Source organism: Streptomyces sp. NPDC001634, assembly GCF_040298185.1.
GTDB lineage: Bacteria > Actinomycetota > Actinomycetes > Streptomycetales > Streptomycetaceae > Streptomyces.
This window is the reverse complement of sequence record NZ_JBEOZU010000013.1, coordinates 37,054-56,699: the sequence shown is the minus strand read 5'-3', so window position 1 is coordinate 56,699 and position 19,646 is coordinate 37,054. Positions and strand designations below refer to the sequence as shown.

The following is a 19,646-nucleotide window of genomic DNA, read 5'->3' as shown; positions in this document are numbered from 1 at the left end:
GGGCCACTCAAGTTTTGTGATGGAGTGCGGGAAGCGCCCTGGCGGAAGGGGACGGCGATGGCACGTGCGGTCGGGATCGATCTCGGTACGACGAACTCGGTGGTGGCCGTCCTGGAGGGGGGTGAGCCCACCGTCGTGAGCAATGCCGAGGGTGCGCGGACCACTCCGTCCGTCGTCGCCTTCGCCAAGAACGGGGAGGTGCTCGTCGGCGAGGTCGCCAAGCGGCAGGCCGTGACGAACGTCGAGCGCACCGCGCGCTCGGTGAAGCGGCACATGGGCGACGCGAGCTGGCGCTTCCCGGAGAAGGGGTCCGTCGACGGCACCCGCTACCGGGCGCAGGAGCTGTCCGCCCGCGTCCTGCAGAAGCTCAAACGGGACGCCGAGGCCTATCTGGGCGAGGACGTCACCGACGCCGTGATCACCGTGCCCGCCTACTTCGACGACTCCCAGCGGCAGGCCACCAAGGAGGCCGGGGAGATCGCGGGGCTGAAGGTCCTGCGGATCATCAACGAACCGACGGCCGCGGCCCTCGCGTACGGGCTCGACCGTGGCGAGGAGCAGACGGTCCTGGTCTTCGACCTCGGCGGCGGCACCTTCGACGTCTCCCTGCTGGAGATCGGCGACGGCGTCATCGAGGTCAAGGCCACCAACGGCGACACCCAGCTGGGCGGCGACGACTGGGACCAGAGGATCGTCGACCACCTCGTCAAACGCTTCAAGGGTCAGTACGGCATCGACCTGGGCAAGGACAAGATGGCGCTGCAACGGCTGCGCGAGGCCGCCGAGAAGGCCAAGATCGAGCTGTCGAGCTCCACCGAGACGACCATCAACCTGCCCTACATCACCGCCTCCGCCGAGGGTCCGCTGCACCTCGAGGAGAAGCTGACACGCGCTCAGTTCCAGGAACTCACCGCCGACCTGCTGGACCGCTGCAGGACCCCCTTCCACCAGGCGGTCAAGGACGCGGGTGTGAAGCTCTCCGCGATCGACCACGTCATCCTCGTCGGCGGTTCGACGCGGATGCCCGCCGTCACCGACCTGGTCAGGGAACTCACCGGCAAGGACCCGCACAAGGGCGTGAACCCGGACGAGGTCGTGGCCGTAGGCGCGGCCCTGCAGGCCGGTGTCATCCGCGGCGACGTCAAGGACGTGCTGCTGCTCGACGTCACCCCGCTGTCCCTCGGCATCGAGACCAAGGGCGGCATCATGACCAAGCTCATCGAACGCAACACGACCATTCCCACGCGGCGCTCGGAGATCTTCACCACCGCCGAGGACAACCAGCCCTCGGTCGGCATCCAGGTCTACCAGGGCGAGCGGGAGATCGCCGCGTACAACAAGAAGCTCGGTGTCTTCGACCTGACCGGGCTGCCGCCCGCGCCGCGCGGGGTGCCGCAGATCGAGGTGGCCTTCGACATCGACGCGAACGGGATCATGCACGTCTCCGCGAAGGACCTGGCGACGGGCCGCGAACAGAAGATGACCGTCACCGGAGGCTCCGCGCTTCCCAAGGACGACATCGACCGGATGATGCGGGAGGCGGAGCAGTACGCCGAGGAGGACCGCAAACGGCGGGAGGCCGCCGAGACCCGGAACCAGGCGGAGCAACTCGTCTACCAGACCGAGAAGTTCCTACGGGAGAACGACGAACGGATTCCGGCCGACACCAAGAGCGAGGTGACGGCCGCGGTCACCGAGCTGAAGGGGCTGCTGGAGGGCCAGGCCGACACGGTGGCGCTGCGCGCCGGCGTGGAGAAGCTCGCCGCCGTCAGCCAGAGGATGGGGCAGGCGATGTACGCCCAGGCCCAGCAGTCGTCGGCGGAGGGCGCCCCCGGCCCCGGGCAGGCAGAGGGCGACGAGGAGAGCGTGGTGGACGCGGAGATCGTCGACGACGACAAGGACTCCAAGGGCGGGGCGGCCTGACGTGGCCGCGCCAGGGCCGGGTCAGGGCTTGAGGGCCACCCCCGCGTACACCGGCACGATGCCCTCCGCCTGGGCGGCCACGTCCTCCGGCTCCGGGCGCCACCCGGAGACCGGGATCACCCCGGGACCCAGCAGCTCCAGACCGTCGAAGAAGCGCGAGAACTCGGCGAGCGAGCGGGGGAAGAAGGGCGTGCCGCTCTGCCGGAACAGACCGGCGGCCTTCTCGATCGCCTCGGGGTTCAGATCGGGCGTGACCTGGGAGAGAACCAGGTAGCTCCCCGGGGTGAGCGCGTCGACGTACCGCTTCAGCAGCCCGTACACGTCATCGCCGGAACCGTCGTCGCCGAGGTAGTGGGTGAGCGCGACCAGCGACAGCGCGACCGGCTGCCCGAAGTCCAGGGACTCCCCGGCCAGGTCGAGTATGGCGTCCGGGTCGCGGACGTCCGCGTGGATGTAGTCCGTGGTGCCCTCCTCGGTGCCGTACAGCAGCGCCTCGGCGTGCCGCAGCACGATCGGGTCGTTGTCGGCGTACACCACCCGCGCCTGAGGGGCGACCCCCTGAGCGACCTGGTGGAGGTTGGGCTCGGTGGGGATGCCCGTGCCGATGTCGAGGAACTGGCGCACACCCGCCTCCGCCAGCGTCCGCGTCGCCCGCTGCATGAACCGGCGGTTGGCCCGCGCCCCGCGCCGCACGGTCCCGTCCACGGCGAGAATCTTCCGGCCCAGCTCCTCGTCCACCGGGTAGTTGTCCTTGCCGCCCAGCCACCAGTCGTAGACCCGTGCGGGATGGGGCCGGCTGGTGTCGATGCGGGTGGATCCTGCTTCATGTCCGGTGGTCATGCGGGTGCTCCTGAAGGGCCTGAAGGGATGGACGTGGTAAAGGGGTGCGCCGGAACGGCGTGGTCGGGTAGGTCGGGTCAGAAGGTGTCGCGGTACTCACGCAGGATCGTCCTGGTGCGTTGGGCGGAGGCCGCCTGCGCCGTCATGTGGTCCAGGACCTCCAGATGCATGGCCACCTCGGTGCGCGAGTCGAGGTAGAGGGCACCGGTCAGATACTCGCTGTAGACCATGTCGGGCAGCTCCGGCTCCGCGAATCGGAACAGCACGAATGGCGTGTACGTCCCCGGGTGCGGACCGGAGGCGAACTCGGCGACCTGCAAGGTGATCCGCGGGTTCTCGCTGACCTCCAGCAGCCGGTCGATCTGCTCGCGCATCACCACGGAGCGGATGCTGACGGGGCGCCGCAGCACCGTCTCGTCCATGATCACCCAGAGGTGGGGCGGGTCCTCCCGGGTGAGTAGCTTCTGCCGGGCCAGCCGCAGCGCCACGTGCCGCTCGGTGTCCTGGGGGCTGACCTGACCGACGGTCCCGGCCTTCAGGACGGCACGCGCGTACTCCTCGGTCTGCAGCAGTCCGGGCACGAAGTGCGGCTCGTACGACCGGATGATGCGGGCGGCGCCCTCCAGGCTGACGTGCAGGCTGAACCAGTCGGGCAGCACGTCGTGGTAGCGCTGCCACCAGCCGGGCCGGTTGGCCTCCTCGGCCAGCCGGACAAATGCGGCGATCTCCTCGTCCGGCACGCCGAACGTCGTGAGCAGCACCTGCACGTACGGGATCTTCAGCGCGACCTCGGCGGTCTCCATGCGCCGCACGGTCGCCGGAGCGACGCGCAGCACCCGCGCCGCCTCCTCGCGCTTCAGTCCGGCGGCCTCCCGCAACTCCTGCAGCCGCCGCCCGAGCACCACCTGCCCCACGGTGGGCGCAGCCCGCCGCTCACTCACGCCACGCCTCCCCTGAGCGCCCAAGTATGCGAGCAGTGTGGCATGTTCGAGCAGAAGTCTCATGGGGACGGCGGGTGCGCATGCTTTTGATGGTCAGGGATGGTCAGCCGGCAGACCTCGACGAACGGCAAGCAGTACTCCACCGTGAAAGTCCCGACGACGCACCGCCGCAAGTCGACGAGCCGTCAGGAACCAAATGACTGAAGATATTTGATTGTCGCGGGATCCGCCGGCAGGAAGGTCTCGATGGCCAGTTCCGCGACCGTCACATCCATCGGCGTGTTGAAGGTGGAGATGGACGAGATGAACGACAGCACCCGGCCGTCGTGCTCGATCTGCATCGGAAGCGCGAAGTGGGGTGCGGAGTCCGCCGGTTCGGACTCCGTCCGGTCCGGGACCGGATACGCCGCCACCTCCTCGTACAGCACACGCAGGGCTTCCGAGCGCTGCAGAGCGATCTGACGGTCCATCTGCGCCAGCAGGTGGTCGCGCCACTCGCGAAGGTTGCGGATGCGCGGCGCCAGGCCCTCGGGATGCAGCGTGAGGCGCATCGCGTTCAGGGGCGGGGCGAGCAGCCGGTCCGCGACGCCCTCCAGGAGCATCGCGATGCCCCGGTTCGCCGCCACCACGTCATACGTCGCGTCGACCACCAGCGCCGGATACGGCTCATAGCCCTGGATCAGCCGCTCCACGCCCGCGCGCAGCGCGTCCATCGACGGGTCGTCCAGCGGAGTCTCCGGGTAGTGCGGGGCGTAACCGGCGGCCAGGAGAAGGGAGTTGCGCTCACGCACCGGTACATCCAGGTGTTCCGCGAGCCGCAGCACCATCTCCTCGCTCGGCCGCGACCGGCCCGTCTCGACGAAGCTGATGTGCCGCGCCGACGAACCCGCCCGCAGCGCCAACTCCAGCTGACTGACCCGCCGCCGCTCCCGCCAGCCGCGCAGCAGCGGGCCGATGCCCTGATCGGCAGGGGCCGGTGACGAGGCAGCTGGGCCGGACGCGACAATGGTCATAAGAGGACCGTAGTCGAGGAGTGGTGCATGTACGACCGGCTGAACCCGTCCTGGGAGGCCACGGCGATCTACCGGGCCCGGGTGCGCGGCTGTCTCCTCGGGGGCGCCATCGGTGACGCCCTCGGGTATCCGATCGAGTTCGCCTCGCTGGACGGCATACGGGCCAAGCACGGAGCCCAGGGCATCACCGGACTCGTGATCGACGGCCAGAACGTCGTGGGCCGTGTCACCGACGACACCCAGATGACCCTGTTCACCGTGGAGGGGCTCCGGCAGGCGCATGAGCGCGAGCGGCACAAGGGCATCGGAGGCGCCTGGTCCCGGTTGGTCCGGGACGCCTACGGCCGCTGGCTCGACACCCAGCGTCTGCCCGGCCCGCCCGCGAACGCCCACGGCCTCGCCGCCCAGCCCTGGCTGTACGCGCGCCGCGCCCCCGGCAACGCCTGCCTCTCCGGCCTCGCCCAGGACTTCGTCCCCGATCCGATGGCCGAGCTGGGCCGCCCCGGCCCGGTCAACTCCAACTCCAAGGGGTGCGGCGCGGTGATGCGCTCGGCACCCTTCGGCCTGACCCGGGTGCCCGCGGACACCGCGTTCGCCATGGCCGCGCGCTCCGCCCAGACGACCCACGGCCACCCCACCGGCTACTACGCCGCGGGCGCCTTCGCCGCGATCGTCGCGTATCTCGTCGAGGGCGACTCGCTGGAGGGTGCCGTGCTGCGCGCCCTGCGCCTGCTCGCCCGGCACCCAGGGCACGAGGAGACCACGGCCGCGCTGCGCCGCGCTCTGGACCTGGCGGCCGAGGGCTCGCCGACCCCGGAGAAGGTCGAGACGCTCGGCGCGGGATGGATCGCCGAGGAGGCGCTGGCCATCGCCGTGTACTGCGCGCTGGCCCAGCCGGAGATACGGCACGCGCTGCTCCTGTCCGTCAACCACTCCGGCGACAGCGACTCCACGGGTGCCATCTGCGGAAACCTCCTCGGCGCCCAGCACGGCGACCACCGGCTGCCGCACGAGTGGCTGGAACGCGTCGAGGCGCGCGCCGAGATCACCGTCGTGGCGGACGACCTCGCCGCCGAGTGCGTACGACGCTGAGGGCACGGCCGCGCGTACGGCGCCGTGTGGAGGGGATGTGACAGGGTGGGGCGAACCCCCTCGGTTGTACGGAAGGAGCCAGGTCATGCCCGTCGAACCGCTGTCGCAGAAGGAGATCGAGGACCGGCTGGCGGAGCTGCCCGGCTGGTCGCTGGAGGGCGACCGGATCGCCCGCTCCTACCGGCTCGGCTCGCACTTCGCGGCCACCGCGATGGTCGTGCACATCGCCCAGGTCCAGGAGGAGCTCGACCACCACTCCGACCTCACCCTCGGCTACAACACCGTGTCCCTCACCGTGAACACGCACAGCGTGGGAGGCGCGGTCACCGAGCTCGACTTCAAGCTCGCGCAACGGGTGGAGGAGCTGGCGCCCGTGCACGGCGCGCACTGAGCGGATGCCGCCCATGCTCGACTACGACAGGGAGGCCGAGGAGTACGACGCCACGCGCGGGGGCGAGCCCCGGGCCGCGGCGGCGGCCGAGGCCGTGCTCGAACTGATACCCGAAGGCGCCGGCCGGCTGCTCGACGTGGCCTGCGGCACCGGGACAGTGACCCGGCGGATCGCGGCCGGGCGGCCGGGGCTGCGGGTGACGGGCATGGACCTGGCACAGGGTATGGCGCGCCGGGCCGCCGCCCGGCTGCCCGGCGCCGTGGTCCTCGCCGACAGCCGCCGACTGCCGTTCGGCGACCGGACGTTCGACGCGGTCACGAGCGTGTGGCTGCTCCATCTCGTCGACGGCCCCGGGGACGTACGCGCGGTGATGTCCGAGTGTGCCCGCGTGCTGCGGCCGGGCGGGGTGTACATCACCACCGTCGACAAGGCCGCCGCCCATGACGTGGGCAGCGACATCGACGCCGTCCTCGCCTCGCGCCCGCGCCGGCCCGCCCGTGACGGAGCGGAGGAGGTCGCGGCGCACGCCGCAGCGTGCGGTCTGAACCGGGCCGGACAGACCCGCTTCCCGGGCGTCGGCCAGGGCCGCAGCCCCCGCAGTGCGGCCGCGGACCTGCGGCGCGGCTGGTTCACCACGCTGACGCCCGGCGCCGCGATCGGCGAGCGGATCGCCGCGGGGCTCGAGGCACTGCCGGACCAGGACCGGCCGCGCCCCGATCCGGTGTTCACGTTGCAGGCCTTTCGCAAGGGCTGAGTTCAGGCCGTCGTCGGGCGGCTGAACTCCATGATCCAGTTGGTCACCCAGGTCTCCCCGCCGTCCGTCGAGAACGCCTGTTCCCAGCGGGCCGCGCGCTTGGAGACCCGCGACCACATGAACCGAACCCGCACGTCCTTGCCGTCGTGCGTGTCGTCGCCGTAGAACTCGCCCCGGTCACCCTCGAACCGGCCGACCACCGGCGGGAACAGCTTCCCGCTGCGGCTGGACGACCAGTTCAGCGACCACTGCTCGGTCTCCCGGTCGAACAGCCGCAGGGTCAGGCCCTTCGAGCCCGGATGGGGCATGTCGATCTCGTCGATGTTCGCGGCGCCGTCGAAGAGCGGCCAACAGCGGTGCGTGGCCGGGAACTCCTCCCAGTCGCTGTCCGGGTCGAGGAAGTCGGTGCGGCGGCGGTTGAGGACGTCCCACTCGCCGTGGAAGAAGTCGAAGTCGTGCGGGCTGCTCATGTGCGGTCTCCAGTGGTTCCTTCGGGCAGGGTGTCGGCAAGGTAGGCCTCGATGTCGGGGACTTCGGGTGTGAGCATGTGCCGCACCCAGGCGTCCCGTTCGTGCCGCATCGGCGTCAGCTCCCAGACGCAGCCGATCCATGGCCGGTCGGGGAGGACGAAGTGTCCCGGATCGCGGTCCGGGCAGCCGAGCACCGGCTGGCCCGCCGCGGCGTTGCGGTAGTGCAGGACGTTGTCCCACACCCAGCTGTACGCGTTCAGATAGGCGCCGTCGTCGTTCCCCCGGTGCAGCACGACGAAGGTCGCCGGCGGTGTGCCGTCCGGCTCCGGCAGCAACTCGGGCAGGATCGCGTACGCCGCCTTCTCGACGCCGGGCGCGATGCCCGCCGGGTCCGCCGTGACGTGGTAGCGCTTGATCCTCCGTCCCGCCACCTCGATGGGCGGCGGCACGGTGAGGAGTTTCTCCCTGTAGGCCATGACGCGACGCTAGGCCCGGTCCCCTGACATCCTGTGTCAGTGGGTGGGGGAGCGATGCTGCTGGTAGGAAGGTCGACCTGGGGTGACTGCCCTGGCGAGTTAGTCTGAGTTGGCTTTAGTTGGCTTGAGTTGGCCTCCGTGAGCAAGATGCCTCGGGATCGAAGCTGTCTGGTCCTCGGATGGGAGGGTCCGGGTGCTCGTTCCCGGCTATGCCGAGATGGACGCCAAGGACCAGGAGCGGGTTCAGGCTCTTATGCGGTCCCGGCGTCGGCTGAAGCGGGGCTGAAGGAAAGGGATTTCGGGCTCAACTACCCGCAGCCTGTTCATAGTTGGGGATGCGCGATGACGCACTGTCCGCAAGGTATTGGCTGAAAGTAGCGGCCGGTGTCTCATGGGTTCTGCCGCCTGGGGGTGGAAGTGTCCGAAGGGTCCGCGCTGACTGTTGATGTACGGGGGGCCATGGCGCGGCGGCAGTGGGGGCGATATGCCAGACCAGCAAAGGTCGGCGCGATACCGCTTGGCGCGGCTGGGACAGATCCCGGAGGGCCGACTCGTTCACGTGGAGGCCCACGCGGACGGGCGGAAGATCATCCTCCTTCACCCGCAGCATGCTCGCGCGCGGCTCTGCGCCGAGTTCAACCTTCTAACGCGCCATCATGTCGGTAGCGGATTGTGGCAGGCAGGGCGGACCCCGGACGGTCGGCTGCCCCCTGCCCCAGGACTCCGGTTCGCCGAATCCCGTTGGGAAATCGTTCCTGCACACGAAATGCCACGCGGACGCGTCCTCTTCCCCCTAGGTCCTCGTCGCCACGTACAGCCGGATCGAGCAGGGACACGCCTCACCCAAGTTGGACACCCTGATCCGCATCGCCGACGCAATCGGCGTACTCCTCCGCGACCTCGTGGGCTGACGCTGCTGGGACCCCGCCCTCCCGTCACCGGGCGGCGGACGGGCGGGGTCGTCTTGTGTTGTCAGGCCGCCCGAGCCTGGACAAGCAGCGTGCCCAAAGCGCCGGGGTCGGGGTTGGGGAGAACCTGCGCCTGGACGTCGGTGAAGCCGTGGCGCTTGAGGATGTCGGCCCACTGCTGCGCGGTGTACTGCCACCGGTGCACGGTCAGTTCCGTCTCGCGGCCTTCCAGCCACTTACCCCCCATCTTCTGCGCGCCGTACTGGCCGGCGATCGGCTCACGATGGGAGAACGCGAAGAGGCCGCCAGACGCAAGGCGCTTGGCGACGAGGGGAAAGAGGTCTTCAGGGTCGGTGAACCACACGGCCCCCCACGTCGAGTAGATGACGTCCCACCGGCGTAGGTCGTCGTCGAGGAAGCCGCAGGCTTCGGCGTGGACGAACTCCAGCCCAGGGGCGTCGGCCCAGAAGGCGCGGGCACGGGCGACCTGGACGGGCGAGAAGTCCACGGCAGTGACCTTGACACCCTGCCGGGCCAGGAAGGCCGCGTTCGCACCCTCCGCAGGCCCCAGGTCGAGCGCGGTCTTCGGCGCTCCCAGGATCTCAGCGCCCAGCCCGTTGCCGTCCACGCCGGTCCAGTCGAAGCGATCGGCTGCGGGGCGCGGCTGGGGCCCCTCGCCCCGGTGGGGCTTGTACTTGTCCCAGTATTCGGCTGCGGTCAGGGGGGCGACGCCGGACATACGAATCCTCCGGGGGAGAGACGGGTCCCAGGGGCGTCAAGCTACCCGTGTCGCTCCCGCGCCGTGAGGGAAAGCCAAAAATTGGCACATATGCGAATAAAAAGGAGCCCGGGGCCGCCGTGCGGCGGTCCCGGGCATAGGCGGCCCTCACGGGCCTACGGGGTCAGTGGCAATTGGAGCCGGGCGCGCACGGCCCGCACTTGGCGAAGTCGGCCTCCCATAACTTCCAGTCCACCTCGAACCCGTTGTCGGCGATGATGTGGGCGGTGCGTTCCACGGAGCCGTCGTACTTGAACGCGATCTCCGGGATGTGCTCGAGGAACTTCCCGTCGAAGTGCTCGGCGCAGAACTCGCGGTAGTTGCGGGTGTCGAGGATGAACACGTGGACGGCGATGTCGACGATCCGCCCGCAGCACATCTCCAGGCCCTGGCCCCACTTCTCCATGGCGGTGATGAGGTAGCAGACGGCCGCGTGGAACAGGCGCGTGGCCATCACCTCGTCGAACGGGTAGTCGCGCATGAGCAGCTGGATTTCGCGGTCCCACACCTCGGGCTTGACGTAGGTCCGGGGGTCGCGGGTGACCGTGTAGGTCTCCCGATCGCGGTCGATCGTGGGTGTTGCCATGGTGCCCTCCGATTCTGTCGGATTGCGTGGCGCTACCTGCCCGGCCGCCGGTTGGTGGCCGGGGGTCCCACACCGCCCCGGGGGATCAGGCCGCCCAGGGGGTGCGGGAGTCTTGGCCGCGGCGACCGATGACCCGCCCGCCCCCTGGCACTTGGGGTACGAGGGCGGACGGGCGTTTAACGGTCCCCGTGCGGGAGCCCGTCCGCCCCCTCGTGCCTGGGGGGAGTCCGGGGACGGTCGGACGTTTGGGTGGCGGTCGTCCGCCGGGCGGGGCGGACGACCGCCGTGCCCGCCGCCGAAAGAGGACAACCGGCGGCGAGCCTGCGGCTACCCGAGGCGGGGAGCGCGAAGTGGCCGCAGAACCCCGCTACCGGCGAGATCTGGGGACGGGCCGGTAGCGAGGAGCAGGAGCTCACGAGGATGTGGCCGCCTGGTAGGCGCACCACAGTTCCTCTGCCGTCGTGCACTGCGTGCTGTCCACGGCGCAGGTGGCGCACCCGTGGCCGTGATCTATGTACGCCCGGTACGCCCTCTGGGTCTTGGTGAACTGGCTGTTGCTGGCGATCCGCTGGAAGCGGGCCGGGCCGCTGCCCTCGTCGCGAGGCTGCCACTGAACGCCGCTCACTGCTGCCCCTCGTGCCGCGGGTGCCGCCGGATTTCCATCTCGCAGGTCGTGGCCCGCCGATGGTTCTTCGCCTTCTCCGCTTGTGCGCGCTGCCGGTCGAGGGCTTCGCACACGTCGCAGCCGGGCGTCGGCGCGGGCGGACGCGTGGGGTCGGGCAGGTGCACGGGTCCGCTCATCGTCTTGTTGGTCATGACCAGCGCACCGCCACCCAGGCCCGCCGCAACTGGCGCCCGTTCTTGCAGGGGTTGACGTCGTGCGCGCAGGCGGGGCAGTCGTCGTAGTGGGCGAGGAGTGCCTTGTACGCCACGTAGGAGGGTTTTGCCGCGAAGGCTTTCGCGGCCTTGGCGAGCGCGTGGCGATCCGTTGGGTGAGCGGTGATGCTCATGTCGGCCGCCCCTCTCCGGTGCAGGACAGGGAGGCGTCCTCGATGGCCGCTTGGAGGGCACGCGCATCGGTGAGCCAGTTACCGTCCCCGGGACAGACTCGCCAGTGTGGGCCCGGCGCCTCTGTGTAGCGTGCAGGAGGGATCGTCAGCGTGCCGCCTTCGCCGATCGCTTCGGTATTTTCGACGTTCCAGTTCGCCGCGGTGCCGCGAGGGATGAAGTAGTAGACGGCCTTGTTCGGGTACTCCAGTGCGGCGCCGCACCGGGTGCCCAGGATGGTCATCGCGTCGAGGCCGAGCCGGCACGGTACGCGGACCGCGTCCCAGGCCTGGCCCGCGTCTTGCAGGGTGCACCCTGCCGCGGTCGGTAAGCGTGTGGTCGGCACGATGAGGCTCCTCGGCACCAGAAGCGATCAGGTGCGTTCAAGGGTGGCCCTCTTGTGTGCCGGATCCGAGGACTTCGAGAGGTCTTTCCACTGCCCAGAATGGGACTTTCGTTGGGCCTCTGGGGTGACAGGTAGCCAGCGTGGGGACTTCCAGCGACACTTGCCACAGTGCTCGACATGGAGGTGCAGCAGTGGCACGGCCCGCAGGGAATACCCGCCTCAAGTCCGCCCGGTTGGCGGCTGGTTACGCCTCGCAGCAGGACCTCGCCGACACACTCGGCGTCGGCGTCCGGCAGGTACGCAGGTGGGAGTCCGCAACCCCTCCCTGGCCTCAGCCCGAGGTAGGACAGGCTCTCACCCGAGTCCTCGGACAGGACCTGGAATCACTCGGATTCACCCCACCCCACGGCAGCGACATGGGGCACGGCCGGCGCACAGTCCTCGCTGCCACAGCGGCCGCCGTCGGGCTGGCGGTGGTGCCGACACAGGCCGTAGCAATGCAGCCTGCGACGGTCGCGGCCGACTTCGAGGCCGTCACTCGGGCGCACCGGCACCTGTACTGGTCCGTCGCCCCCGCAACCCTGCACCCGGCCGCCCTCGCCCACGCCACGCTCGGGTGCGCTTTACTGCCGGAGACCGCCGGCCAGACGAAGCTGAAAGTGGCCGCGGCCCTCGCGGAGGCGTGGCTGCTCGCCGGGCGCATCGAGTTCTTCGACCTGTGCGACGCCGCCCGCGCACAGCAGACTCTGCTCCGGGCACTACAGGCCGCAGGCGAAGCCGACAACCCGCTCCTCGGATCGGCGATTCTGGCGCACACCGCTTTCATCCCCGCATGGGCAGGCGACCGCGACGCCGCCGTAGAACGGATGGTCGCCGCCCGCACCTACGCCCGCCGAGGCCCCGCATCCGCCGAGATGCTCGCATGGCTCGACGCGGTCGAAGCCGAATGCGAAACCCGTAGCGGCAACACCCGCACGGCCCTGCACTTGATCGGCCACGCAGAGAGCATCCTCAGCACTGGCGGCGAGCAACCCTCGCCAGAGTGGCTCGACTGGTTCTCCCCGGTCCGACTCGCCGCCTTCAAGGGCAACACCCAACTCAAGGCCGGCCACCTGCCCCAGGCCCGCGAGACGCTGCTCGGCGTCCTCGATGCCCTTGACCCCAGCGAGGAGAAGCAGACCACCGTCGTCCTCGGCGACCTCGCCGCCGTCGAAGCCGCGGCCGGGCAGCCCGAAGAAGCCTGCCGCCACGCGCTGCGCGCCCTCGACCAGCTGGAGCGCACCTGGTACGCGATGGGCATGGACCGGGTACGGGAGGTGCGGCGCGCCCTGGCGCCGCACCAGCACGAGCGGTGTGTGCGTGAACTGGACGACCGCCTGTACGGCTGGTCAACGACGGTCAGCGCCCTGAGCCGTTGAAGTTCGCGATCATCCCGGACAGTTCGAGGAGGCTCTCGACCCTGAAGGTCGGGAGCTTCTCCGCTTCCTCGGTCCGCCACTGGATCGTCGCCCACGGGCCACGGTGCACCAAGGCGGTGTGCATGCCCGCAGCGGTGGCTGGCCGGAGGTCGTTGTCGACTCGGTCGCCGACGTAGAGGATCTCCTCGTTCGTGAAGGGGGTGACCTCGGCGACGCGCACGAAGAACTCGGGGTCCGGCTTGCTCGCGCCCCAGTCGTCTGAGGTGCCGATCAGATCGACGTCGTCCGTGAACAGCTCCCGGAGAAGCTTCCCGGCACGGATCGTCTGGTTGCCCGCGATGCCCAGCCAGAGCCCGTCAGCCCGCAGCTGAGCGAGCGTGGGGCGCACGTCGTCGTACAGGTCCTCTTCACCGAACGTCTCGGGCTGCCCGGCGGCAGCGCGCTTCTCCCGCTCCTCGTACAGGTCGAAGCCGGGTTGGAACTCTTGGAATACCTGGCGGTAGTCGCGGTCCTGGGCGATGACCGCGCCGAACATTGCGTGGAAGGTGTGGCGGGGTACGCCGAGCCAGTCGGCCCACGTACCGTACTCCCGGGTTTCGTCTACCAGGCACTCACCGACGTCGAATACCACTGCGCGAATCATGGCGGCAGCGTAGCCGGGCAAGCAAGGGGGCCCCATCTGCCGGGGCGGCAGGAAGGGGATTGTCAGTGTCGGCCCGTAGCTAGTCGCATGTCCCCCGAACCGAACCGCCCTGGTTCCGTGCGGTCTGCCGACGAGGTGAACCCCGAGATCAGGGACCTCCTCGTGCGCACCGGCGGCTGGTTGTCCGCGGACGACCGCGCCGTGTACGAGCAGCTCGTCGCCGAGTGGGCGGAGGCTGTGCGCGCCGAGGTCGCCAAGGCGGCATGACGAAGCCCCACCCGATCCCGGTGGGGCTTTCGAATACCCGCGGTCGCGGGGAGCAGGTCACTCTGTTCTGCTTATGTGGTCCATCCCCGGGCAGTCGGGGCAGTTCGCCAGGCCGCGACGGCGAATCCACTATGGCACGAGTCGCCGGCGGGCGCCGCCGCTTCCCCGCTTTCAATTTTGGGTACCCAATATTCGGCTTCCAGTGCTACATTTTGGGTACCCAAAACCCGAGGGGGAATCATGAGCAACGCCACGCCCGGCCGCCCCGCCATCGGCCCCAAGGTCCCGATCAACTTCTCGACCGGCCTCCTGAGCGACATCGACCAGGCCGCCGACCTCGCCCGCACGAGCCGGGCCGCCTGGGTCCGCCGCGCCGTCACCCGCGCCCTCCCCGAGGACTTCCAAGGCCCTATCACACCTGACCAGCTCGGCCCCTACCTGCGTGGCTCCTCGATGGGTGAAGACCTCGACAACCCCGACCGTGACGTCCACGTCGACAACGACACCGCCCTCCGCCTCCTGCGAGCAGTCGACGACGGCGCCCTCACCTTCGGTGCCATCACCACCGAGTCCGCGTCCGTCGAGACCGAGAGGTCACGCCGCAACCTGAGCTTCATCACACGCCCCTTCATCGCCCACGGCGAGGAGATCACGGTCTACCAGGTCAGCTACACCACCTTCAGTGCGCGGCAACCGGGCGAGCCCGAGGGCGTGTACCACCGGCAGCGCACCCTCTACCTCGACCACGACGCGGCCAAGGTCTTCTACGAGGACATGCACGACAGCTACATGAAGTGAGGCAGGGGCGCGCAAGAAGGGGTCAGGCGAGGTTCAGCCGAGGCCGAGGCTGCTCAGCGGCGTGGTCCAGTCGCCCGCGATCGTGCCGCCGGTGTTGGAATTGACGTCGAAACGGGGGAAGTTGCGGCCAGATGGGTGATATTGCACGGCTAGGCAGTTCACTATGGGGGCCAGTTGCCAGCCAGACAGCCGACCGTCGTTGCCGACCTCGGCAGTCAGCCGGGTACCGGGCAGGTTGCTCACGGGCACGCCGACGACCTGGGTGATCTCGGCGGTCGCGTAGCGGTCGGGCTCGCCACGCTCCTCGGGCGGGACGTCCGCAACGATCTCGGCCTGGTCGCCGAACAGCAGCAGGACTCGGACGGTGACGCGCTCAGTGGTCATGGAGTCGTCCTCGCGTGAGGGGTCAGCGCTTGATGCGACCTCGTACAGCGAGTGCGGCCAGGGCGAGAAGGGTCGGTTCCAGCAGGCGGGCAGCCATCTCGATGTAGGTGCCGGCGGTGGTCAGATCTTGTCCGCTGGAGCGGAACACCGCTGAGTTGAGAGTGACGTTCAGGGCCTTCTCGAAGCGCTGGCTGGTGAACCTGTTCCCGGTGGGGTTCTGCGGGTCGTTCGAGAGAAGGTGCTGTTCAGTGACCTACCGATCCTTGGCCTTCGATGACATCCTGTGTCAGTGAAGTCCAGCCGACTGGTGTCCATCCTGCTCCTTCTGCAGACCCGCGGCCGGATGACCGCCGCGCAGCTCGCCGAGGAGCTGGAGGTCTCCGTACGCACGGTCTACCGGGACGTCGAGGCGCTGCACGCGGCGGGCGTCCCGCTGTACGGCGACGCCGGGCACGCCGGTGGCTACCGGCTCCTCGACGGCTACCGCACGCGCCTCACCGGCCTGACTGCGGGGGAGGCCGAGGCCCTGTTCCTGTCCGGCGCTCCTGGGCCCGCTGCCGAACTCGGCCTCGGTTCGGTCCTCGCCGCCGCCCAGCTCAAGGTCCGCGCCGCGCTCCCGGCCGAACTGCGCGCCCACGCCGACCGCATCAGCGGCCGCTTCCACCTGGACGCCCCCGGCTGGTACGCGGACGCCGACGAGGCCCCGTACCTGCCCGCCGTCGCGGACGCGGTCTGGAACAGCCGTGTGCTGCACGTCCTCTACCGACGCTGGCGCGAACCCACCGACGTGGAGCGCCGTCTGGAGCCGTACGGACTCGTGCTGAAGGCGGGCCGCTGGTACGTCGTCGCCGGCCCCGGACCGCGCACCTTCCGCGTCGACCAGATCCTTGAACTGGCGGCCTCCGATGAGGAGTTCACCCGCCCCGAGGCCTTCGACCTGGGCATGTACTGGGACGCGTACCAGCGGGACTTCCATGAGCGGCTGCACCGCGCAGAGGCCCTCGTCCGTCTCGCTCCCGGCACCCGTCTGACCGGCGCCGCGGCAGCCGCGGTGGAAGCCGACGGCCGAACGGACAACCACGGTTGGACGGTGGCCACCGTCCCCATCGAGTCCGTCGACCGCGCCCACGACGAGTTCCTGCGCCTGGGCGCGGCGATCGAGGTCCTTCAGCCGCAGGAACTGCGCGCACGCATCGCCGCGACCGTGACCGCACTCGCGCGCACCTACGCGTAGAGAGCGCTTGCCGAAACACCGCAACTCCCGCTGCCCCAGCGGCAACTGAGGGAACGGATACCCGTCTACACCTGGACATCGAGAACATGACCAAGAGCGCCCGACGCACCGTCGAGGAGCCGGGGAAGAACGTCAAGCAGAAGGCCGGTCTGAACCGCTCCATCAGCCAGGAGGCATGGGGCCGGACCGTGACGATGCTGACGTACAAGGCCGCCAGGTACGGCGGCTCCCTGCACAAGTTCCCGCTCCCGGCACCTCCCAGCGCTGCTCGGCCTGCGGCTTCACCACACCGGGCAGCCGGGAGAGCCAGGCCGTGTTCGTGTGCAAGAACCCGGACTGCGGCTGGTCGGGCAACGCCGACCACAACGCCGCCCGGAACGTCTTGCACCTGTAATCACCACCCTGCTGCACGACACGCAGTACCGCACGGCTCTGGCCTGGCAGAATACGGCCTATAACCAGCCGCCCCACCCGACCTTCTTCATCGGGGACGGGATGGCGACGGCACCGAGGCCGGCGGTGTACACGCCGTAGGCGAAGAAAGGGCGCGTGCCCGGCAGGCACGCGCCCTCCGGATCAGCTCACCGAGCAGCTCTGATCGCCCAGTTCGAAGGCCGTGGGCTTTGTGTTCGAGCCCGACCAGCTCCCCGTGAACCCGAAGCCCACGGACGAGCCCGCCGCCACGTCGGCGTTCCAGCTCAGGTTCTTCGTCGTGACCGTGGCGCCGGACTGCGTGGAGTCGGCGTTCCACAGTTGGGTGATCTTCTGCCCGTCCGCGAAGGACCAGCCGAGCGACCAGCCGCTCCAGGCGGTCGAGCCGGTGTTGGTGAGCTGTACGTCGGCCTGGAAGCCGCCCGACCACTGGTTCGTGATCCTGTACGTGACGCTGCAGGCACCCGACGGCGGCGGGGGCGGATCGGTGCCGCCTCCGCCGCTGCCGCCGCCTCCGCTCGTGTCGGAGGTGTCGCCGTAGATCACCCCGCGCCCGTTCGTGGACACGTACACCCGCCCGTACACCCGCGGATCACCCGTGATCGCCGCGCCGGTCCAGCCCCACTGGTGCGCGTCGTCGTTGATGCGTGTCCAGCTCGCGCCCTTGTCCGTCGAGCGGAAGATCCCGCGCACACCACCGATCTTCGCGCTGGTGTAGAGCGTCTGGTACGAGGCTCCTGTCGCCGCCTTGCCGAAGCCGATGGTGTCGGCCTGCTGGACGTTCGACAGCTTGGTGAAGCCGGCGCCGCCGTCCGTCGAGTGCCACAGCCCGTATGCGCCGTCGCTCGCGCCGCCCGCCAGCCAGATGTCGCCCTTCGTGCCGGGCAGTGCCTTGAAGCGCACGCTGTCCCCGCTCGGCAGCCCGGCCGCAGACGACGCGGTGAAGGTGGCTCCGCCGTCCGAACTGACATAGAACTTCCCGGACTTGAAGCCGTAGAAGGTCTTCGGGTCGACGCGGTCCGACTCCACGACCGCGCCCGCCGGGATACCGCTCGAAGCCGACCAGGACGAGCCGTAGCCCGTGGTGTACTGCACCCCGGTGCCCGCCGGGCTCCACACGAAGCGGCTGCCGTCGGACGCCGCCGCCACCGTCCCGCCGCCGCTCACACCCGAAGGGTCACTCCCGGCGAACCAGTTGGCGCCGTTGTCGGTCGAGAACGCGATGTGCGGGCCCGAGTCCAGATTGCCCACCCGGACCACCGTGTTGGGGTTGGTCTCGGAGAAGTCGAGGCTGGTGGTCGTGGTGAAAGTGGGGGAGGTGTACATCAGTGACGGGACCTTCGTCAGGTCCGTGTGCCGGAAGCCGCCGATGTCACCGAGCGCGCTGAAGAGCTGGGCCCCGCCGGACGGGGGCGAGGCGAGATCGTCGACCGCGGTCTCCTCCAGGCCCTGCACCATGGGCTTGACGGTGAACTGGCCCCCGCTGTCCCACTTCGTCAGGTTCTCGGTGCCGTAGACCGTCGCGCCCGTCCCGTACATCATGCGGTCGGAGTTGAACGGGTCGATCTCCAGCGACTCGGTCATCCAGCCGAGTTTCGGGGTCTGCTCGGGCGGCGACGGATTCGCGCCGAAGGTCAGCCACGGCGAGGAAGAGACGTCGATCGTGTAGCGGTTCGAGCGATTGGGATACGACGTGTAGTCCCAGGCCCTGGTCCAGGTGGCGCCGCTGTCCATGGAGCGGAAGATCTGGGTGTCCGGCCACCAGGAGCTGTACGCCGTCGCCATCACCGTTCCCGGGTGCTGCCGGTCGACGGTCAGTCCGCTGAAACCGTAGTAGGTGTCGGCCTCCGCGACCGGGCTGATGTCCGTCCAGGTGCCGGTCCTTGTCGCGTACCGCCACAGCCGGCCCTTGCCGCCGTCGTAGGGGCCGCCCTTGTCGCTGTAGGCCAGGTAGAGGTAGCCGTTCGTGGCGTCGAGCACGCCCTTGTGGGCGAGATAGCCGGTGGGCTGGCCGGGCAGCCGGGACCAGGTCGCGCCCCCGTCCGTGGAGCGGTAGACCGCGTTGTCCTTGTCGGCGACCCCGACGTAGATGGTCTTCGTCGCGCTGCCGGATGCACCCGTCGACTCGGCGAAGGTGACCCAGACGATGCCCTGGTTGTCGCTCGCGTACCCGCTCGTGTCGCTCGGATCCTGCGCGTAGTTGCCGGCGTCGGGGAAGTTCGTGACCTGCGACCAGGTCACGCCCGAGTCCGTCGACCGCCACAGACCCTTGCCGCTGGGCGCGCCCAGATACAGGATGCTGTCCTTGTTCGGGTCGATCGCGAGCCGCTCGCCCATGCCGCGCCCCGGCATGTTCCCGCCCAGCTTGAACGGCAGATCCGTCTTCTGCCAGCTTGCGCCGCGGTCGGAGGACCTGAGCACGGCCCCGTTGCCCGGGTCCCAGCTGTTGGTGTACGTGCCCACGGCCGCGTACACCTTGTCCGGGTCGGCGGAGTCCGAGGCGAGGCTGACGACACCCGTGTGCCCCCAGTCGTCCCAGCCGACCGAGTCCAGCAGCGGCGTCCAGGTCTTCGTCGACTCCTGCCGGCGGTACGCGCCGCCGATGTCGGTGCGGGCATAGACGAGGTTCTTCTCGGAGCGGTTGAAGACGATGCCGGGGACGAAGCCGCCGCCGTCGATGCGGACGTTCTTCCAGGTGTAGGTGTCGGAGGCGCGCGTCGCCTTGGGGGTGTTCGCGGCCAGGGCGGAGGGAACGCCCGCCAGTAGTCCGGCCGTCAGCGCGAGCACGGCCGTGAGGATACGGCTCTTGCGGGGGATTCTTCGCACGGTGGGGTCCTCTCCGGGAGGGGATGGAAAGGCGTGAGGACCGGGCGGCCCCCAGGGCGCGTGGGGACCGCCCGGTCAG

23 protein-coding genes and 3 pseudogenes are annotated in these 19,646 nt (G+C 69.6%); 11 read left to right on the top strand and 15 right to left on the bottom strand.

The genetic code is table 11. The annotated features are described in order from the left end of the window. Window positions 1-57: 57 nt before the first annotated feature. Window positions 58-1,923: a molecular chaperone DnaK gene (gene dnaK, locus ABT186_RS11080; RefSeq protein ID WP_351924608.1), complete on the top strand. Its 1,866-nt coding sequence runs from the start codon at window positions 58-60 to the stop codon at window positions 1,921-1,923. A 21-nt stretch (window positions 1,924-1,944) separates the two neighbouring features. On the opposite strand, the gene ABT186_RS11075 is transcribed toward dnaK, so the two are convergent. From ABT186_RS11075 to ABT186_RS11065, 3 genes are all read right to left on the bottom strand, one after another. Continuing rightward, window positions 1,945-2,763, bottom strand: coding sequence for an SAM-dependent methyltransferase (locus ABT186_RS11075; protein WP_351924606.1), 819 nt, complete (start codon window positions 2,761-2,763; stop codon window positions 1,945-1,947). Window positions 2,764-2,840: 77 nt separating this feature from the next. Beyond that, on the bottom strand, window positions 2,841-3,704 hold the full coding sequence (locus ABT186_RS11070) for a Sco1979 family transcriptional regulator (protein ID WP_351225873.1): 864 nt from the start codon (window positions 3,702-3,704) through the stop codon (window positions 2,841-2,843). A gap of 185 nt (window positions 3,705-3,889) precedes the next feature. Next, window positions 3,890-4,717: a helix-turn-helix domain-containing protein gene (locus tag ABT186_RS11065; RefSeq protein WP_351225875.1), complete on the bottom strand. Its 828-nt coding sequence runs from the start codon at window positions 4,715-4,717 to the stop codon at window positions 3,890-3,892. 27 nt (window positions 4,718-4,744) lie between these two features. Here ABT186_RS11065 and ABT186_RS11060 point away from each other — a divergent pair, with 27 nt between their 5' ends. The 3 genes from ABT186_RS11060 (at window position 4,745) to ABT186_RS11050 (ending at window position 6,954) form a co-directional block, all read left to right on the top strand. Next, window positions 4,745-5,809, top strand: a complete 1,065-nt coding sequence (locus ABT186_RS11060; RefSeq protein WP_351924604.1) for an ADP-ribosylglycohydrolase family protein — start codon at window positions 4,745-4,747, stop codon at window positions 5,807-5,809. Between the two features lie 85 nt (window positions 5,810-5,894). Then, the gene (locus ABT186_RS11055; RefSeq protein ID WP_351225879.1) at window positions 5,895-6,200 is read left to right on the top strand and encodes a 4a-hydroxytetrahydrobiopterin dehydratase; all 306 of its coding nucleotides are present in this window, start codon (window positions 5,895-5,897) and stop codon (window positions 6,198-6,200) included. A 13-nt stretch (window positions 6,201-6,213) separates the two neighbouring features. Continuing rightward, window positions 6,214-6,954, top strand: coding sequence for a class I SAM-dependent methyltransferase (locus tag ABT186_RS11050; RefSeq protein WP_351225881.1), 741 nt, complete (start codon window positions 6,214-6,216; stop codon window positions 6,952-6,954). A 2-nt stretch (window positions 6,955-6,956) separates the two neighbouring features. On the opposite strand, the gene ABT186_RS11045 is transcribed toward ABT186_RS11050, so the two are convergent. Both ABT186_RS11045 and ABT186_RS11040 read right to left on the bottom strand, forming a co-directional pair. Further along, entirely contained in the window at window positions 6,957-7,424 is a 468-nt protein-coding gene (locus ABT186_RS11045; RefSeq protein ID WP_351225883.1) for a hypothetical protein, read from the bottom strand. Beyond that, window positions 7,421-7,900 carry a hypothetical protein gene (locus ABT186_RS11040; protein ID WP_351924602.1) on the bottom strand — a complete coding sequence of 160 codons (480 nt, stop codon included), beginning with the start codon at window positions 7,898-7,900 and terminating at the stop codon, window positions 7,421-7,423. The genes ABT186_RS11045 and ABT186_RS11040 overlap by 4 nt, the downstream gene beginning before the upstream one ends. 818 nt (window positions 7,901-8,718) lie before the next feature. On the opposite strand from ABT186_RS11040, the pseudogene ABT186_RS11035 reads away from it, so the two are divergent. After that, window positions 8,719-8,811, top strand: a pseudogene (locus tag ABT186_RS11035) (helix-turn-helix domain-containing protein); the annotation flags it as partial. A 61-nt stretch (window positions 8,812-8,872) separates the two neighbouring features. On the opposite strand, the gene ABT186_RS11030 reads toward ABT186_RS11035, so the two are convergent. The 6 genes from ABT186_RS11030 to ABT186_RS11005 all read right to left on the bottom strand — a co-directional run bounded on the left by ABT186_RS11030 (window position 8,873) and on the right by ABT186_RS11005 (window position 11,565). Further along, complete coding sequence (locus ABT186_RS11030) at window positions 8,873-9,547, bottom strand: class I SAM-dependent methyltransferase (protein WP_351924600.1); 675 nt, start codon at window positions 9,545-9,547, stop codon at window positions 8,873-8,875. Between the two features lie 163 nt (window positions 9,548-9,710). Then, a complete protein-coding gene (locus ABT186_RS11025; RefSeq protein ID WP_351924598.1) occupies window positions 9,711-10,172 on the bottom strand; it encodes a glycine-rich domain-containing protein in 462 nt (153 codons plus the stop codon). Window positions 10,173-10,584: 412 nt separating this feature from the next. Beyond that, complete coding sequence (locus ABT186_RS11020; RefSeq protein WP_351924597.1) at window positions 10,585-10,797, bottom strand: hypothetical protein; 213 nt, start codon at window positions 10,795-10,797, stop codon at window positions 10,585-10,587. After that, window positions 10,794-10,988 carry a hypothetical protein gene (locus ABT186_RS11015; protein ID WP_351924595.1) on the bottom strand — a complete coding sequence of 65 codons (195 nt, stop codon included), beginning with the start codon at window positions 10,986-10,988 and terminating at the stop codon, window positions 10,794-10,796. Before ABT186_RS11015 ends, ABT186_RS11020 begins: the two co-directional genes overlap by 4 nt. Further along, window positions 10,985-11,182 carry a hypothetical protein gene (locus ABT186_RS11010; protein WP_351924593.1) on the bottom strand — a complete coding sequence of 66 codons (198 nt, stop codon included), beginning with the start codon at window positions 11,180-11,182 and terminating at the stop codon, window positions 10,985-10,987. Before ABT186_RS11010 ends, ABT186_RS11015 begins: the two co-directional genes overlap by 4 nt. Then, on the bottom strand, window positions 11,179-11,565 hold the full coding sequence (locus tag ABT186_RS11005) for a hypothetical protein (RefSeq protein ID WP_351924591.1): 387 nt from the start codon (window positions 11,563-11,565) through the stop codon (window positions 11,179-11,181). Before ABT186_RS11005 ends, ABT186_RS11010 begins: the two co-directional genes overlap by 4 nt. A gap of 191 nt (window positions 11,566-11,756) precedes the next feature. Between ABT186_RS11005 and ABT186_RS11000 the strand changes: the two genes are divergently transcribed. Continuing rightward, window positions 11,757-12,983 (top strand): helix-turn-helix domain-containing protein, encoded by a 1,227-nt coding sequence (locus tag ABT186_RS11000; RefSeq protein ID WP_351924589.1) that lies wholly within the window; start codon window positions 11,757-11,759, stop codon window positions 12,981-12,983. Here ABT186_RS11000 and ABT186_RS10995 read toward each other — a convergent pair. Beyond that, window positions 12,964-13,626 (bottom strand): HAD family hydrolase, encoded by a 663-nt coding sequence (locus ABT186_RS10995; protein ID WP_351924587.1) that lies wholly within the window; start codon window positions 13,624-13,626, stop codon window positions 12,964-12,966. The genes ABT186_RS11000 and ABT186_RS10995 overlap by 20 nt on opposite strands. Window positions 13,627-13,743: 117 nt before the next feature. On the opposite strand from ABT186_RS10995, the gene ABT186_RS10990 reads away from it, so the two are divergent. Next, window positions 13,744-13,893: a hypothetical protein gene (locus tag ABT186_RS10990; RefSeq protein ID WP_502973175.1), complete on the top strand. Its 150-nt coding sequence runs from the start codon at window positions 13,744-13,746 to the stop codon at window positions 13,891-13,893. 240 nt (window positions 13,894-14,133) lie between these two features. Next, window positions 14,134-14,691, top strand: a complete 558-nt coding sequence (locus ABT186_RS10985) for a hypothetical protein (RefSeq protein ID WP_351924583.1) — start codon at window positions 14,134-14,136, stop codon at window positions 14,689-14,691. Between the two features lie 33 nt (window positions 14,692-14,724). Here the strand turns inward: ABT186_RS10985 and ABT186_RS10980 are convergent, their stop codons facing one another. Next, window positions 14,725-15,075: a hypothetical protein gene (locus ABT186_RS10980; protein ID WP_351924581.1), complete on the bottom strand. Its 351-nt coding sequence runs from the start codon at window positions 15,073-15,075 to the stop codon at window positions 14,725-14,727. A gap of 22 nt (window positions 15,076-15,097) precedes the next feature. Then, window positions 15,098-15,301 (bottom strand): annotated as a pseudogene (locus ABT186_RS10975) (pentapeptide repeat-containing protein); the annotation flags it as partial. A 63-nt stretch (window positions 15,302-15,364) separates the two neighbouring features. Here ABT186_RS10975 and ABT186_RS10970 point away from each other — a divergent pair. The 3 genes and pseudogenes from ABT186_RS10970 to ABT186_RS10960 form a co-directional block, all read left to right on the top strand. Then, on the top strand, window positions 15,365-16,309 hold the full coding sequence (locus ABT186_RS10970) for a helix-turn-helix transcriptional regulator (RefSeq protein WP_351924579.1): 945 nt from the start codon (window positions 15,365-15,367) through the stop codon (window positions 16,307-16,309). A gap of 175 nt (window positions 16,310-16,484) precedes the next feature. Then, complete coding sequence (locus ABT186_RS10965; RefSeq protein WP_502973174.1) at window positions 16,485-16,703, top strand: zinc ribbon domain-containing protein; 219 nt, start codon at window positions 16,485-16,487, stop codon at window positions 16,701-16,703. Beyond that, window positions 16,703-16,843, top strand: a pseudogene (locus tag ABT186_RS10960) (rhamnogalacturonan lyase family protein); the annotation flags it as partial. The gene ABT186_RS10965 and the pseudogene ABT186_RS10960, both read left to right, overlap by 1 nt. A 42-nt stretch (window positions 16,844-16,885) precedes the next feature. On the opposite strand, the gene ABT186_RS10955 reads toward ABT186_RS10960, so the two are convergent. Next, window positions 16,886-19,567, bottom strand: a complete 2,682-nt coding sequence (locus ABT186_RS10955) for a cellulose binding domain-containing protein (protein ID WP_351924577.1) — start codon at window positions 19,565-19,567, stop codon at window positions 16,886-16,888. Between the last annotated feature and the right edge of the window lie 79 nt (window positions 19,568-19,646).